This is a genomic window from Sporanaerobacter sp. PP17-6a (genome assembly GCF_900095615.1).
Taxonomy (GTDB): Bacteria; Bacillota; Clostridia; order Tissierellales; family Acidilutibacteraceae; genus Acidilutibacter; species Acidilutibacter cellobiosedens.
Window position 1 is genome coordinate 44,361 of sequence record NZ_FMIF01000001.1, and the last position, 15,808, is coordinate 60,168.

General features: G+C 35.2%; 13 protein-coding genes. 12 read left to right on the forward strand and 1 reads right to left on the reverse strand.

Going from position 1 to position 15,808, the window contains the following annotated elements:
- Positions 1–5 precede the first annotated feature (5 nt).
- The gene (locus PP176A_RS00215; RefSeq protein ID WP_071138447.1) at positions 6–1,271 is read left to right on the forward strand and encodes a hypothetical protein; all 1,266 of its coding nucleotides are present in this window, start codon (positions 6–8) and stop codon (positions 1,269–1,271) included.
- A gap of 5 nt (positions 1,272–1,276) precedes the next feature.
- Positions 1,277–2,416 (forward strand): hypothetical protein, encoded by a 1,140-nt coding sequence (locus PP176A_RS00220; protein WP_071138448.1) that lies wholly within the window; start codon positions 1,277–1,279, stop codon positions 2,414–2,416.
- Positions 2,417–2,451: 35 nt separating this feature from the next.
- Here the strand turns inward: PP176A_RS00220 and PP176A_RS00225 are convergent, their stop codons facing one another.
- The gene (locus PP176A_RS00225; protein ID WP_071138449.1) at positions 2,452–5,292 is read right to left on the reverse strand and encodes a sigma-54-dependent transcriptional regulator; all 2,841 of its coding nucleotides are present in this window, start codon (positions 5,290–5,292) and stop codon (positions 2,452–2,454) included.
- A gap of 416 nt (positions 5,293–5,708) precedes the next feature.
- Between PP176A_RS00225 and PP176A_RS00230 the strand changes: the two genes are divergently transcribed.
- The 10 genes from PP176A_RS00230 (at position 5,709) to PP176A_RS00275 (ending at position 15,385) form a co-directional block, all read left to right on the forward strand.
- The gene (locus tag PP176A_RS00230; RefSeq protein ID WP_071138450.1) at positions 5,709–6,767 is read left to right on the forward strand and encodes a zinc-dependent alcohol dehydrogenase; all 1,059 of its coding nucleotides are present in this window, start codon (positions 5,709–5,711) and stop codon (positions 6,765–6,767) included.
- Positions 6,768–6,810: 43 nt separating this feature from the next.
- Positions 6,811–7,644 (forward strand): class II fructose-bisphosphate aldolase, encoded by an 834-nt coding sequence (locus PP176A_RS00235; protein ID WP_071138451.1) that lies wholly within the window; start codon positions 6,811–6,813, stop codon positions 7,642–7,644.
- A gap of 114 nt (positions 7,645–7,758) precedes the next feature.
- Complete coding sequence (locus PP176A_RS00240; protein WP_083381700.1) at positions 7,759–8,217, forward strand: PTS sugar transporter subunit IIA; 459 nt, start codon at positions 7,759–7,761, stop codon at positions 8,215–8,217.
- A gap of 87 nt (positions 8,218–8,304) precedes the next feature.
- Entirely contained in the window at positions 8,305–9,915 is a 1,611-nt protein-coding gene (locus tag PP176A_RS00245) for a PTS system mannose/fructose/sorbose family transporter subunit IID (protein WP_071138452.1), read from the forward strand.
- A gap of 126 nt (positions 9,916–10,041) precedes the next feature.
- Positions 10,042–11,085 carry an NAD(P)-dependent oxidoreductase gene (locus PP176A_RS00250; RefSeq protein ID WP_071138453.1) on the forward strand — a complete coding sequence of 348 codons (1,044 nt, stop codon included), beginning with the start codon at positions 10,042–10,044 and terminating at the stop codon, positions 11,083–11,085.
- A gap of 44 nt (positions 11,086–11,129) precedes the next feature.
- Entirely contained in the window at positions 11,130–11,630 is a 501-nt protein-coding gene (locus PP176A_RS00255; RefSeq protein ID WP_071138454.1) for a PTS system mannose/fructose/N-acetylgalactosamine-transporter subunit IIB, read from the forward strand.
- A gap of 31 nt (positions 11,631–11,661) precedes the next feature.
- Entirely contained in the window at positions 11,662–12,324 is a 663-nt protein-coding gene (locus PP176A_RS00260) for a class II aldolase/adducin family protein (protein ID WP_071138455.1), read from the forward strand.
- A 23-nt stretch (positions 12,325–12,347) separates the two neighbouring features.
- Entirely contained in the window at positions 12,348–13,406 is a 1,059-nt protein-coding gene (locus PP176A_RS00265) for a zinc-dependent alcohol dehydrogenase (RefSeq protein WP_071138456.1), read from the forward strand.
- 26 nt (positions 13,407–13,432) lie between these two features.
- A complete protein-coding gene (locus tag PP176A_RS00270; protein WP_071138457.1) occupies positions 13,433–14,548 on the forward strand; it encodes an iron-containing alcohol dehydrogenase in 1,116 nt (371 codons plus the stop codon).
- 63 nt (positions 14,549–14,611) lie between these two features.
- The gene (locus PP176A_RS00275) at positions 14,612–15,385 is read left to right on the forward strand and encodes an SDR family NAD(P)-dependent oxidoreductase (protein WP_071138458.1); all 774 of its coding nucleotides are present in this window, start codon (positions 14,612–14,614) and stop codon (positions 15,383–15,385) included.
- Positions 15,386–15,808: the final 423 nt, after the last annotated feature.

The window sequence follows — 15,808 nt, forward strand, 5'->3', positions numbered from 1 at the left end:
ATCACATGAATATAAGGATAAATGAATTTAAAAAAGTTATAACTTCTCCGATTATAATAGGGCTTTTAATCCTTTTTATAATTTTTAATTCTACCATAATATTTAAAAGTTCATATATTAAAGAGGATTTAGAAGTTTTAAATAAGATTGTGAATAAATTCGGCTATAAAATAGATGACAAAATGATATCCGGATTTAAATCGTATTATGACAAAGGATTAAAGAGATTAAATATACTTGTAAACGAAAGGGAATCGAAAAATTACAATAGTGTATCGGAATTTTATGATGATCATAACTATGGCATTGAGGATATATACGATAAAGAAGAAATAGAATTTATCAGAGAACTGGGAATAGTAGAAGCCTATTATTATAAAATCGGAGAAATTGATGATGTCTATTCAAACATTGATATTATGGAAAAAGCCGAGAATGAAATAAGTAAATACGGACTCAAGGGAGAAGCTGCAAATACCGTAAGAAATGAGTATAGGGATTTTAATAAAAGATTTCATCAGTTGGTCAACAATAAAGAACATAAAAATTTGTTCTATATAGGTCAGATTTATAGAATGCATTCTCTATTGTTTAAAAGTTTATTTAAAAGCATTATATTTGAGATAATCATATTAACGGTGCTTATCACATCTTATTTGACAAACTATGAATTTGAAAATAATACAGAGGCCATAACTTATACCACAAGAAGGGGAAGAAATTTTATTCTGGACAAGATATCTGCGGCTATAGTTTCCAGTATATTGGCAGCGGGAATTATCTTGATTACCGGTTTAGGTTTGTACTTTATGACTTTTGACTACTCGAGACTTTGGAATGTTCCTATAAGCAGTTATTTTAACGCTGATTACGACTTCGTATATATGTCTTGGTGGAACATGTCCTTTGTACAATATTTATTTGCCGGTATAGGGGTGATTTTTGCGTGTATGTTACTTTTTATCGGAATCACTTTTATAATAGCAAGGGCAATAAAGAATAATTATATTGTATTCGTTATATTTGCCATAATATTCGGGTTGTTTTTAATTGTTCCGGGAATGGCTCCAAGAAACAGTAATGCTATATTTATAGGTGGGTTTACTCCTTTCTTTTTAATCATGAATCCTTTTATATGGTTTATGGAAAGCGGTGCTTTTACAACTTTTAAATATTATGAATTAGCTACAGTGGGTATATGGTCAGTATTGTTGCTGATTCTTGGGACTTTATCAATTAATAGATTTAAAAGACAAGATATAGCGAGGTGAAATAAATGGATATTATTTTAAACGAATTGAAGAAGATATTTAATATAAAGTCTGTCATATTGCTGATATTGATAAACATCATCATGTATTTTTTGTTTATCGAATTTGAAATAAGCGTATTTCCAAACGGCAGACCGCCCTTAGATATTTATAATATGTTTGTAGAGATGGAAGACGATTATGGAGAGTTTATGGATGAAGAGGAATTTAAGGATTTCAAAGTAAAATATGAAGAAGCCAAAAGGGAAGCGGATGGGTATATCCAATCGAAGGAAGATTTTAAAAGAGCAGGAATAATGAATTATGACGATTTTGTCAATATGGATACAAATAATAAAGAACTTAAAAAATTAAATAATGATGTAATCTTTAAAAGGAAAGTAGATGTATTTTGGGAACTGCCTTGGAGGGAAGAGTATATACAAGTCTATGGAAATAGAGAAGATTATATGATGAGTAAGGCATCAAATGAAAAACAAGAGGCAAGAATTAAGGAGATATTGGAAAAAAATTTAGAGACTTCTGTATTTACTGATGTGGTATTTTTTAATTATGATAATTTAATAAAACCCGTAGCGGCAACTATATTGCTAAGTGTAATGTTTATGATAACGCCGATATATTTAAGAGATAATAAAGACAGAATAAGCTATCTTCAATATACATCTAAAACAGGAAGAAAAATATTTAAAAAGAAGATAATTGCGGGGCTGTTGGCATCTGCTATAATTGTAACTTTACAGTTTATATGCTTTTTTAGTATATACTCTACAAATAATACATCCATGTTCTTTAATTCAAATATAAATTCAATATATAATTCCATTATTTCCTGGTATAATTTAACATTTATTCAGTATATATATCTTACGGTAATAGGAATTTATATATTATCCTTTACCCTTACACTGATATCCATGCTGGTTTCCAGTATAGGAAACAACTATATAACTTTAATCGGGATTCAATTGCCTATAGCGTTATTTGTTTTTGTAATATTATTAAATTATTTGATACATTATATGACAAGCATCTTTTATCCAAAATATTTTTTAGAATTATCTTATATTGCTTTGATGCTTATCAGCACTGTATCCATGATAGTGAGGTGGAGAAAAGAGAGAAAAACGGATATTTTATATTAGAAATAAGGTATGGGTGTAAAAACGGTTGACAATGCTTACAATAACCTGAGATAATAACATATTTCGCTTTTAGGTACATGATAACCCAACGGTTCGCATATCTGGTTTAATAACTTCTTAATTTCTATATATAGGGAATGATTTAGATTGATTATTGAATTTCCCCACTCAGGCATTGGATCTGCTTGGTTAGTGTGTATACGTTCAAGCATACATAGAAAATGTAAGGATATGTTAACAAAATAATTACTTGTATATGGTTTTGAAACTATTTTTTTCTTTACACCATCGCAAAAAGCCATGCAGGCATTCATTGCTACTGTTGAATCAATAGATGGAGTAAAATAAGAACATCTCTGCTTAATTAGGTTGAAAGCCTCATCATTTGTCATAACGGTATCTGATATTTCTGTTGTTGTTGTGAAACAATTCATATTTAAGAATGACTTTATTTTATTTAATCCTTCTTGCGTAAATACAGATTCTGCACCGATAAAAGGAACCCCGGGAATCTGAGGATTTATTCCGCCGACTATTAGTTTTACTCTTCCATGAAGATTTTGCACATATGTATTTATATCCTGATCGATTGCTAGTGCAATTATTTCAATACTAATATTTTGAGGCAATTTTTCTGCAAGTAATTGTTTTAATACAGAAGCACTTCCATATCCTGTTGTACAAACAGTAAGAATGACGTTTTTCATATCAGCCGACTTTTTACTGTTAGTTGACGGCAGACTTCCGGCCTTATTAACGGATTGTTTGAACTGATTAACAAAATATTCATAGTATGAACGATAAATTCTTTTGTAGACAGTATATAAGGAGTCCTCCGTAGAAAGTACAATTTTTGCCGCTTCTAATACTAAAATCGGGCTTACCAAGGGTATAATCTTACAAGGAATTCCCGTAGCATTAATCAAGTCATCCTCCATATTCACAAAAGATCCCATATCTACTAGAAGCAAAACACCTTTTCCTTTATTTACTTTTAAAACAAGTTTGCAAAGATCATTAAAAACGTCGGAAAAGGACTTTTGCAGTGGAGCATCGACAGCATAAACATAGTTTATGGACATTACCTCATTAACAAAGTTTGCAATACTGCTGGCAGTGGAAGTTCCATGGCCGACAACAATTAACCCGATCTCCATGGAAGAGTCCAAAGAAGAATCATGATGACTTAAAAACATAGCCCAGAATCCTAATTCGTCATCAGGAATTGACACTCCTAATTTTTGGGAAATTGGATTTTCAATTTCCTTTAAGAATTTAAATTCTCTTTCATGTACTTTGCGTATATTTTCTAAGTTGGGATTATAAATTATTTCACCGGTTTTTATTCTTTCTAAAAATTGTTGTATATGCAAAGTAAATGCTATAGACAGACTTTTAGAATATATCCTTTCAAGACGTTTAGAAGCAATTTCAAGAATTTCATCAGCTACTTCGCTGTAAATGGGAGAAATAATCGAATCTATTAACTTTGAGCCATAATCTTCAGAAACCATCATCCTCTGAATAATATTATTATGATATGAATCCAAGTCCTGAGCGACGCGCAGCTCCACTTCATTATTATTAAGATGTAAATTTCTGTAAGCTTGAATCTTTTTTTCAATAAAATAATATAAATTAATTGAGTATTTGTCTTCATCAGAAAGAGAGAGGGATTTATTGAAATTGTCGGGATAAAACATAAACCCTTCACTAAATATCTTTGAATCAAAGCGATTTTCCATATAATGTGCAGAATTTATTTGCTGGTAAACTTTCTGAGGAAGGTCGTATATATTTAGTTGTAGATGACGGAGTCTCTGGTCCGAACTTTCTGTACCAGTTATATTATTGTCATTATTAGATAAAAAACTAAGATAACTTTTTGCACAGGAAAGATTAATAATATTTCTAAGCTCCCCAATATTTCCTTTGCCAGTATAGTTAACCAGTAACTTTAAAACGTTACCAGAAACCCAGATAGGAAGATTTATTCTTTTTGCTTCCTGAACAATAAAAGAATTTACCAGTTGTAATCTTTCTTTAGGTGAACGCTCCGATAATTTTGGCACATATATATGAACCGGAATACGTCGAATAAATGTTTTCAGAAGAGATGTGGAGATATCTTCCGTAGTAGCACAAATTATCATCACATCCACATGACGATCGACAGTATCTCCTATTCTGCGAAAGGTACCCTTATCGATTAATGTAAATAACAGCTCTTGACCGGCTGAAGGAAGCCTATGCACTTCATCCAAGAAAAGTATTCCATGGTCGGCTTTCTCAACCAAGCCTTCCTTATCACTAAGGGCACCGGTGAAAGCACCCTTTGCGTATCCGAAGAGCTGTGAGAGAAGTAGCTGAGGGTTATCTGCATACTCGGCACAGCAGAAGGTTATAAAAGGAATGTTGTCGGATTTATTTTGGAAAGTTTTTTTATCCGAAATATATTGCCACATAGCCTCTGCTAAAAAATTTTTACCGACTCCCGTTTCTCCAGTGATAAGTGTGTTCAAACCGTGGGGAGGATAAGATGCAGCAGCTTTGGCCAATTGAAAAGCTGAACAGAGGCTTGGGCTGTTGTCTATTATATAATCTAAGGCATTATTGGTTTTGGACTCATGAACTTTGAGTCCTGTATCACATATATCTGCTTTATTTTCCGAAGGGAAAAATTCTACAGGTTTTTTCCCTTTTTTGATTAGCTTACCTGCTGAAAAAAGTTTGTTTAAGTCTGTAGATGCATCATTTCTGTTAATTCCCAGAGCTTCTGCAGCTTCAGAAGCCGTTATTCCGGAAGAAATACCGGAATTAAATCTTCGGCTACACTCATCCTTAACATATTCTTCTATTTTTTCTACCCTTCTCATCATAAAATCACCCTTTTCACCAAAATATAACAGATAAGGTTTTCCACACTTCTTTATATTAAAGTTATTCTTTTTTCATTACGGATAGTATTTATAGATTAGCTATGATTATTATTGTTGATAAATAGGCAAAACTTATGATTTTTATTTAAATAAACTATACCATACATCATAAAGCAAGACAATAGTTATTTATGGTAAAAGGGCAAAAGAGACAATATGTAATGAAATTTGACAGGGTTATACGACACGTTTTGGCATAAATATTGCTTTATATAAAGATAGTCGTATTAATAATTTTTATTGAAGAGAGGTGAATGTTATTAATAATAGCACTGTCTAAGACTGAAAATTTTGCTGAATATATAAATCAGCGGTAAATAGTAAACATTAATATTATTAGGAGGAGTTTTAAAATGGAAGGCAAAATGAAAGTAATGGTAATGGAGGATATAGGCAAGGTAACTATCAGAAAAATGGATATTCCTAAACCGGGGCCAGGACAGGTACTTGTAAGAATACATCAGTGTAATATATGTACGACAGATTGGCAAACTTGGAAAGGACTTAGGAAATCCATGGGAAGAAAATTTCCCTGGGCACCTGGACATGAAATGGCTGGAGAAATTGTTGAATTAGGAGAAGGGGTTACAAATCCGGCATTGAAAATAGGGACTCACGTTGTATTCGGCGGACAGGGCTCCAGAGGTTGCGGAGAATGCCATTTTTGCAGGTCAGGTCATCCGGATAGGTGTATAAATAAGCCTAAGGAAGTGGAATTTGGTGGAGTAAGCGGTTCCTTTGGATTCAGCCAATATGCGGCATATGAATCAGGAAGGTTGTATCCGGTAGACTCAAGTATTTCTTATGAAGAAGCGGGTTTTGTTGAACCGATATCTACCTGTATACATGGAGCTAAACGTATAAGAATTGCCCCGGGAGATAAGGTATTGGTAATAGGAGCCGGTAATTTAGGGTTGGTAAATGCACAGGTTGCAAAAGTTTTTGGCGGAGATGTTATTGTAAGCGAGATCAGCGAAGAACGCTGTCGGCTTGCTCAGTCTATCGGTCTTAAGACTGTAAACCCAATGAAAGAAGATTTAAACTCGGCAATCAAGGGGTTCACAAAGGGTATAGGAGTGAATGTTGTAATACTTGCTGTTGCCAATACAACGGTAAATGACCAGGCTTTAAAGGTACTTGCTCCCAGAGGAAGAATTCTCTTCTTCGCATCAGGGCATCCGGTACCGGAACTTAATGTAAATGCAAATCAAATTCACTATAAAGAGATGGAATTAATAGGAACATATAACTCTGATCCGTCGGATTATCAACTTGCAGCCGAATTTTTAGGTTCGGGAGTTGTTAAAGTAGACAAGATAATATCTCAGAAGATACCTATGGATGACTGCCAGCATGCCTTTGAGCTTGCATCTACCCCGGGGACCTATAGAGTGTCGCTAACTTTAGATTAATTTAGATAAAACTAATTCATAAGTAAATAAGGAGGAAAATTGTATGTTTGTTTCAATGGATAAAATATTGAATAAAGCTGCTGCAGAAGAATATGGGGTTGTAGCACCTAATGTATATAATTTGGAGACTGTGGGGGCGGGTTTTAAAGCTGCAATAGAGCTTAAATCTCCGTTAATAATGGATGTTTACGATGCTTTAGATCTTGAGCTTATTGCAGAAGCAGCAAAGTTTTTTAGCAAGAGATATCCGGAAGTTACCGCAGCATTAAACCTCGATCACGGTAAAAGTTATGAGGTTGCGGTTAAAGCAATTAGGTATGGTTTTACCTCTGTAATGGTAGATAGATCAAGCTTGGCCTTTGAAGATAATATAAAACAGGTCAGGGAAATTGTTAAAATGGCTCATGCAATCGGTGTCTCGGTAGAATCTGAATTGGGACATGTCGGACAAGGTATAACTTACGATAATGATAGAGATAATGGTCTCACGAAAGTTTCTGAAGCCGTAGAATATATAAACAAAACAGGTGTCGACTGCCTTGCAGTTGCAGTAGGAACAGCCCACGGAAGATATGTAGGAACACCTCATCTTGATTTTGAAAGGTTAGCAGAACTTAAAGCAATATGCAAGGTGCCTCTGGTTCTTCACGGTGGCTCATCTTCAGGGGATGAAAATCTGAAAAAAGCCGTCGAGACCGGCATAACGAAAGTAAATATAGGTACGGACTTAAAAACCGCCGGAGCCTTAGGGGCTAAAGAATATCTTGAAAGAACAGAGTTTCCGAGTCTTATTGAAATGATTGATTGTGGAGTTGAGGGATATAAAGAAAAGATTAAACATTATATGGTCCTTTTCGGATGTAATAATAGGGGATAGATTTACGACTAGTCGTGGAAAATTATGCGGAGGTATTATTAAATTTTTATAAAAATAAATCCTTTAAGGCCTTATATTAAAGATGATACCGAAAGTGGAAGGGAGTGACAAATAGTGAAAAGTAATTGCCCTTACGAAATAAAGGCTGATTTACCCGGCATAATCGTTATGAGCCATGGGCCGTTAGCATTGGCATTAATTGAATCCACAAAGTTAATTGCAGGAGAATCCGAAAATTTGGCAGCTTTTTCATTGGAAGCCGGAGATACAGCTGAAAATTTCAGAAATGAATTTATTGAGACTTTGAAAAAGTTTCCCAAAGGTTCGCTTGTCCTTTTGGATATTACGGGAGGAACTCCCTTTAACCAATTAATTTTATCAATTAAACAATATGACGTAGAAGTTTTATCATTAAGCGGCGTTAATTTGCCTATGGTAATCGAGGCAGTATTTGCACGAAAGTCTATGTCAGGAAAAAAATTGCTTAAACAAATAGAAAATGCCGGAAGGGAGGGGATAAAGAATGTGACGGAATTCATAGAAGAATTTAATAAAAAAAACGAAAAAGCGTAACGGAGTCAAGTGGTAGGAATATTTTGTTAATCGTAAAGATCGTTATAACTAATATTTAATTAAATGAAAAGAATAGGAGGAAAGGATATGACAGTATTACAATCGATTTTATTGGGCGGCTGTTATTGGCTTAGTTCGATTTATCTTGGAACCATTACCGAATCTTTTTTTAGATTTCCGTTATGTAATGTTCTTTTAGTCGGATTAATCCTTGGAGATGTTCCAACGGCAATGATAATCGGAGCTACTATAATGCCTGCATATTTAGCTTTTATAAATGCGGGGAGCGTGGCACCTGCAGATCAGGCAGCAGCAGGTATTGTACCTGCGACATGTGTTATTGCCTATGGAATGAATCCCGATGTGGCAATAGCATTAGCTGTGCCTGTTTCATTGTTATTCGCACAACTTTGGACCCTTAATAAAAGTTTATATTCATTCTGGTACAGCTTTGCGGATAAATGTGCCGAAAAGCTTAATTTTAAAGGGATAACTTTAGCTCATATAGTATTCCCGGCTGTTCAGAAGATCATTACCATGTGGATACCTATGAGTTTAATTCTTTATTTCGGCGGAAGCTGGCTTTCTAATGCGGCTTCAGTACTACCGGCTACGGTGACGGCAGGATTGGGTGTGGTAAGTAAAGCAATGCCTGCGATTGGATTTGCTATGGTTATGAAAATGATAGGCCGCAGCGATTTAATGCCGTTTTTCTTTGTAGGTTTTTTCTTTGTTCAATATACGCAGGTAGGAACAATGGTAGTAGCCATAGTTGCTATATTTATCGCATATCTTGATTATCGCTATGGAACCAAGGACAATAATAATGAGGAAGGGATTTTTGACCTTCTTAAAAAGAGGAACGACGAAAGATCTGAAGAATATAAAGTGGTGACTAAGAAGGATATTACTACCTGTTATCATCGTTGGTGGATTACCGCTTTCATGTCAGACGGTTTTGAAAGGATGAAGGGGCTTTGCTTTGCATGGTCCATACTCCCTATACTTAGAAAAGTATATAAAGATAAGCCGGATGAATTACGTAAAGCTATCCAAAGACATTTGCTGTTTTACAATACAGAGGCATCTATAGGCGGCACTCTTATAGAAGGTATAGTTATTTCTATGGAGGAACAGAAGGCTAGAGGAGAAGACGTTCCTGAAGAAACAGTAATTAACGTAAAGAATGCTTTAATGGGACCTTTTGCCGGTATTGGCGATACTATTAATCTTGTTAATTTAAGACCGCTTATTTTATCGTTATTTGTTGCCTATGGCTTAAAAGGATATTGGTGGGCTGCAGTAGTTCCGATACTTATTCTTCTTGCGATTACTCAATTTGAAGGTTATAATTTGGTTCATTTGGGATATCGGCTTGGGACAAGGGCAGCAAGTAATTTGCTTCAGTCAGGACAGATACAAAAGATTATATCGTTTTTTGGCGTTTTAGGCTTATTTGCAATGGGTGGAATGTCAGCATCAATGGTTAAGGTAACACTTGGTATTATGATACCTACAGGCGGGACACCTTTGAACCTTCAGACAGGATTATTGGATGCAATATTACCCGGTATACCTGTACTTGTTGTAATCCTATTGTTGTATAAATATCTTAAAAAAGGCGGAAAAATGTTAAATGCAATGCTTGCACTATTAGTTGGTACTTTTATATTAGGTTTTCTTGGTATTCTTGTATAATCCGATAAGTTTTAGTTCGTATGTTCAGATGGATTGTTTCTAAATTTTAGAGACAATCCATCTGATACATGTAATAACGGTGAGATTATTAAAAAAATTAACAGAGTATCAAAAAGAGGTGGAATAATGAAAATAAAATTAGCATTAGGTACTAAATTGGAGCAACCTTATTATGACAGAGTAGCTGAAGTCTGTGACATTAAAAAAGTCGGAAGTTTATTGAATGAAGGAGTTGTAGGAGAGGAAGAGTTGATGGAACAATGCATGGGATGTGAGATAATATATATCGGTTCAGACTTGGTTACCCGCAGATGTTTAGAAAAGTGGAAAAGTGCCGGATTAAAACTTTTAGGCTGTGGTCGTGGCACTCCGGTAAATGTTGATTGTCAGGCAGCCCGGGAATTGAATATTCCGTTGGTTTATTGCCCGGGAAGAAATGCGCAGTCCGTAGCTGAATTTACAGTGGGATTGATGCTTGCCCTTGTAAGAAATATCGGAATGAGCTGTAGCAAAATAAATGATGGTACGCTTTTGGGAGACAAAGTAGAGGATATATACAGGACTGAGGGAAAAAAAGATGTCTTATGGAAAAATGATAAAATTTTTGTAAGGGATATAATACCGTCAGGTCAGGAACTATATGGGAAAACTTTGGGAATAGTCGGTTTCGGAGCCATAGGTTCTAAAGTTGGAAAAATCGCAAAAACTTTTAATATGGATGTTAATGTCTATGATCCGTTTTGTCCCGAAAAGATCATAGAGGAGGCAGGTGTAAAACCTTGTAATTTAGAAGAATTATTGATAAATTCCGATATAATAACTATTCACCTTCCGGCAAATGACTCCACTATAGGTTTAATAGATTCTACCTGGTTTGAAAAGATGAAACCGACGTCATTTTTAATCAATACATCAAGAGCCAGTGTTATAGAACAGAAAGCATTGATCAAAGCCTTGGATAATAATCAAATAGCTGGGGCGGCTATGGATGTCATGTGGATTGAACCTTGCCCTAAAAATCATCCTCTTTTACACAGAGATAACGTGATAATAACACCTCATATTGCCGGCTGGACATATGACGTTTATTTATGGCAGTCCCGTATGATATGCGACGAAATTATCAGATATGTAAATAATCAGGAACCGCAGCTTGTATGGAAAAAGTAAATATATATAAAAGTGGAAAGTATTCTTAAGGAGGAATGGAACAGATGGCTGAAGTAAGTTTAGTACGTATTGATAGTAGGCTGATTCATGGGCAAGTGGTTACAATGTGGGTTAAAGTTACGGAAGCAAAAAAAATCATTATTGTTGATGATAATATTGCTAAGGACCCATTGATGACTCAGATATATACTATGGCTGCCCCCCCTGGAGTCAAAGTTGAAACCATTACTGTTGATCAAGCAGTTTCTTTATGGAAAGAGGACAAGTTTGGAAAAATCGGTCCGATTTTAGTTTTATTTAGCGGAGTTTCTACGGCTTATAAATCATATATTAAAGGCTTTGATTACAGTAAGTTGCAAGTAGGCGGAATCGCAGGCGGTCCAGGAAGAATAGCTGTGGAAGGCACCATAGCACTAAATGAAAGTGATGCAAAAATGCTAAACGAAATGGAGAAGAAAGGAATGGAGATAATATTTCAAATAACTACTGATACAAAGATTAAAACATGGAAAAGCATAAAGGATAAATATTTTAAGAGTATATAAGAATGTATTTATAAAAAGGAGTGTAAGTATAATGTGTAATGGAATACAAAAAGCGAAAGAAGAGATAATGTGGGGAGTAAAAATGATGGCCGAAAGGGGTTATTCCTTAGGAACTGCAGGAAATATCAGTGCAAGAGTAGAAGGAGAAAATATGTTTGTAATAACTCCTTCCTCAAGGGCATATGCAACTCTTGCTGCTGCTGATCTTTGTGTAATAGACATGGAAGGAAATATTGTTGATGGAAAATACAAACCTTCTGTGGAAGTTACTATGCATAGATATATTTTTTTAGAAAGACCGGAAGTTAATGCAATCATACATTCTCATTCAAAGTATGGTACATTAATTGGTTCCATAGAAGGTGTTAGCGAATTGCCAATTATTGATTTGGAGAGCGTAAGTTATTTGGGCGGTGAGATACCTATAGCTCCTTTTGCACCTGCCGGTTCTTTAAAGCTTGCTGAAAACATAAGAAAATCAATAGGAACAAGAGCAGGCATTATTATGGAAAACCATGGTGTCATTGGGGTAGGAATTACAATGGAAAAAGCAATGATAGTTAATGATAACATTGAAAGGACGAGTGAGCAGTATTTAATACTATTGGCAACGGGGAAGAACATTAAACCATTACCGGATGATTATGTTCAAAAAGTAAAAGAAATATCTTTAAAAAATAGAAAAGTAATATAAAAGAAAGGAAGAATAGGACAATTATGAAAGCATTGATGAGGCTAACGGAAAAAGCTTATGATATGAATGTGGTAGAGATCCCCGAACCGGTTGTTGATAAAGATAATTGGGTTAAAGTAAAGGTTGCTTATGCCGGAGTATGCGGCGGTTCGGATATTAAATTAATGAAAGTTGATGCGGTTGGAGATTCTGCTAAGCTTAAACCGCCGGTAATCTTGGGTCATGAAGCCAGTGGAATTGTTGTGGAAGTGGGAAAAAGTGTAACTCGTACGAAGGTAGGGGATAAAGTTGTCTATGAGACAACCGTTGATAACTGTGGTGCCTGCCGTTATTGTCATTCCGGAGATTGGAATATGTGCCCTAGCAGAAAAGGGCTCGGCTCTGCTATAAACGGTAGCTTTGCAGAATATGTAATCGTGCCTGAAAGAAATATCAGATTACTCCCTGAAAATGTGTCATTAAAGGTTGGTGCCCTTGCCGAACCATTAGCTTGTGCCTACCATATTGTTTATGATAGGGGACATATTCATAGTGGCGAAAATATTGTAATCATAGGTCCTGGGATAATAGGTTTGTGTTGCTCTTTGGTAGCTTTAGCCGCCGGTGCTAAGGTGATTATGATAGGGACAAGGCATAGCAGTCATAGATTAGAAGCTGCTAAAGAATTCGGCTGTTCCGTTCTTACTAATGATATAGACAATTTAGATGAAAGAGTGAGAGAATTATGCAGTGGAGATTTAGCCGATATTTCGGTAGATGCTATAGGTTCAAATCAGGCTTTTGATACGGCCTTGCACCTTGTCAGAAAAATGGGGCGTATTGTTATAGGCGGAGTGCCAAGTCTGGAGTCAAATATGTATACGGTCGATATGTCATATATTTATAAAAATCAGTTGTATATTACTGCAGGCCGCAGTTCAAGGCCGTCCAGCTGGACGGGGGCTCTGAATGTTCTTTCCAGGTATCCTGATAAATTTGAGAAATTGGTCAGTAAATGCTTTCCTATTGAAAAATGGCAGGAAGCTTTTGATGCTACAATAAAAAAGGACGTTCTTAAAGCAATGATAAAATTCGATATATAAGGAAGCAGAAAACGGAGGAGAGAAAAATGAGTAAGTTTAGAATAGTACCTGATATATATGAGTTTGATACGTTTAAAGAATTTACAGAGAATTTTCCTATAGATAAAGAAGATTTACTTGTTACACAAAGATTTATTTATGAACCTTTTATGAAAGGCCTCAACCTCTCTTGTAAGATAATATTTCAAGAAGAGTTCGGAAACGGTGAGCCGTCGGATGTGATGGTAGATGGGATATTAAAAAAGACAAAGGGAATGAGTTATAAACGTGTTATAGCTGTAGGCGGGGGAACCGTTATAGATATATCAAAATTATTATCCCTTAAATTTTTTGAATCCGCAGAAGAAATTTTTGATGACCCGTCCAAAATTATTCGGGAAAAGGAATTAATATTGATACCGACTACATGCGGTACAGGAAGCGAAGTTACAAGGTCGGCGATAATCACATCCGTACAGAGAAAAACAAAGGTCAGAATGGCTTATGACGCTTATTTTGCAGATGCCGCGGTGCTCATACCTCAGCTGATATCAACTTTGCCTTATAGATTTTTTGCTTACAGTTCTATTGATGCTTTAATCCATGGTGTAGAATCATTTTTATCACCCAATGCTACTCCTTATACGGATATTTTTGCAATGGCTGCCATTAGAACAATAGTAAAAAGTTTTCTTGTAATAGCCAATGAAGGGCAGGAAAAGAGAAAAGATATTGAAAAAGATGTTTTGTTGGCAAGCGATTATGCGGGAATTTCTTTTGGCAATGCAGGTTGCGGTGCGGTACACGCCCTTGCATTTCCGCTGAGCGGAAGATATCATGTGGCACATGGAGAAAGTAATTATCAATTTTTCTGTGAAGTTTTAAGAAAATATTATTCCAAGAATCCTGAGGGGAAGATAAAAAATTTGTGTAAATGTTTGACTGAAATTTTAAATTGTAATACTGATAATGTTATTGATGAATTAAGCAATTTACTGAATAAAATCTGGCCGGTAAAAAAACTGAGGGATTTTGGAATGCGTGAGAATGAAATAAAGGAGTTCGCGGAAGAAGTATACAATGAATTGCAGTCTGTTTTAGCTACAAGTTATATACCGTTGGCTAAAGAAGAATTAGAAGAAATTAATAGAAATCTATATTAGGCATGAATATATAATATTTCCTATGACGATAAGGGATTATTTATAAAGATGGGAGAGAAGAATATGGATTTAGGTCATAGAGGAAAAACGGTAATAGTTACCGGAGGGTCTAAAGGCATAGGCTCAGGGATTAGTGAGGCATTCGCTAAAGAAGGTGCAAATCTTGTTATAAACTATCATAGTGATTCCACAAACAGTGAAGCCTTTTCTAAAGAACTGATGAACAGATATGACTGTAAGGCTATATGTGTACAAGGCGATGTAGGAAACGAAGCAGATGTTAAGAGTATCTTTGATGCTGCGGAAGAATACTTTGATAGGGTAGACATACTTATAAATAATGCCGGCAAGGTATATACGAATAGGGTTACGGATATCAGTTTGGAGGAATGGAACAAATGCTTAAAAGATAATTTGACAGGACAATTTTTGATGTCAAGGGAATTTGCCCGCCGAGTTGTTCCCAAAAAGCAGAAAGGATGGATTGTTAATGTTGTTTCAAAAGCCGCTATGATGTCAACTACAAAAGGCCGTCTTGCTTATGTGAGCAATAAGGCAGGCGAGTGGGGCTTGACTCACGCATTGGCCGTGGAATTAACGGAGTATGGAATTCGTGTAAACGGAGTAATGCCGGGGCATGTTATGAATTCAAGATTGGTTAAAGAAATGGAAAATAACCCGGAAGGATTTAAACAGCGTATTAACCGTTCACCCATTAAACGTGTGGGCGAGCCCTGGGAAATTGGAAATATGGTAGCTTTTTTGGCAAGCGAACAGTGTGCCCTTGCGGTCGGTTCTGTGGTTGATGTAACGGGAGGATTGCTATTGGGTTTTTAAGATTATAATGGATATATTATGGTTAATGGGAATGATGAAGCAGTGTAAAAAAGCATATTTTTGTAAGAAGAAATTCTCTTTTTTGGCGAAAATCACAATAAGATTTAAGTCAGAAAGGAGAATTTTTTATGCCAATATTTTATTTTGGATTTTGAAAAATATTGGCATATTTATGAGAAATAAGAAGGAATATATGGGATGATGTAGAATATTTATAATATGTTGTTATTTATGCAAATTTAAGAATATAGATTTTAGAGGTTATAGATATTCAAATAAATGTAAAAAATCATAATTTTCAGTGAAAACTTTATGCAAAAATAAAAATTCAGAATATATTAAGAAAGTATTTACCAGAAATTCTAATATAGTTCTATTAACTAAATTCAGATAAAAATACAAATTTACATTCTATTATTAGTT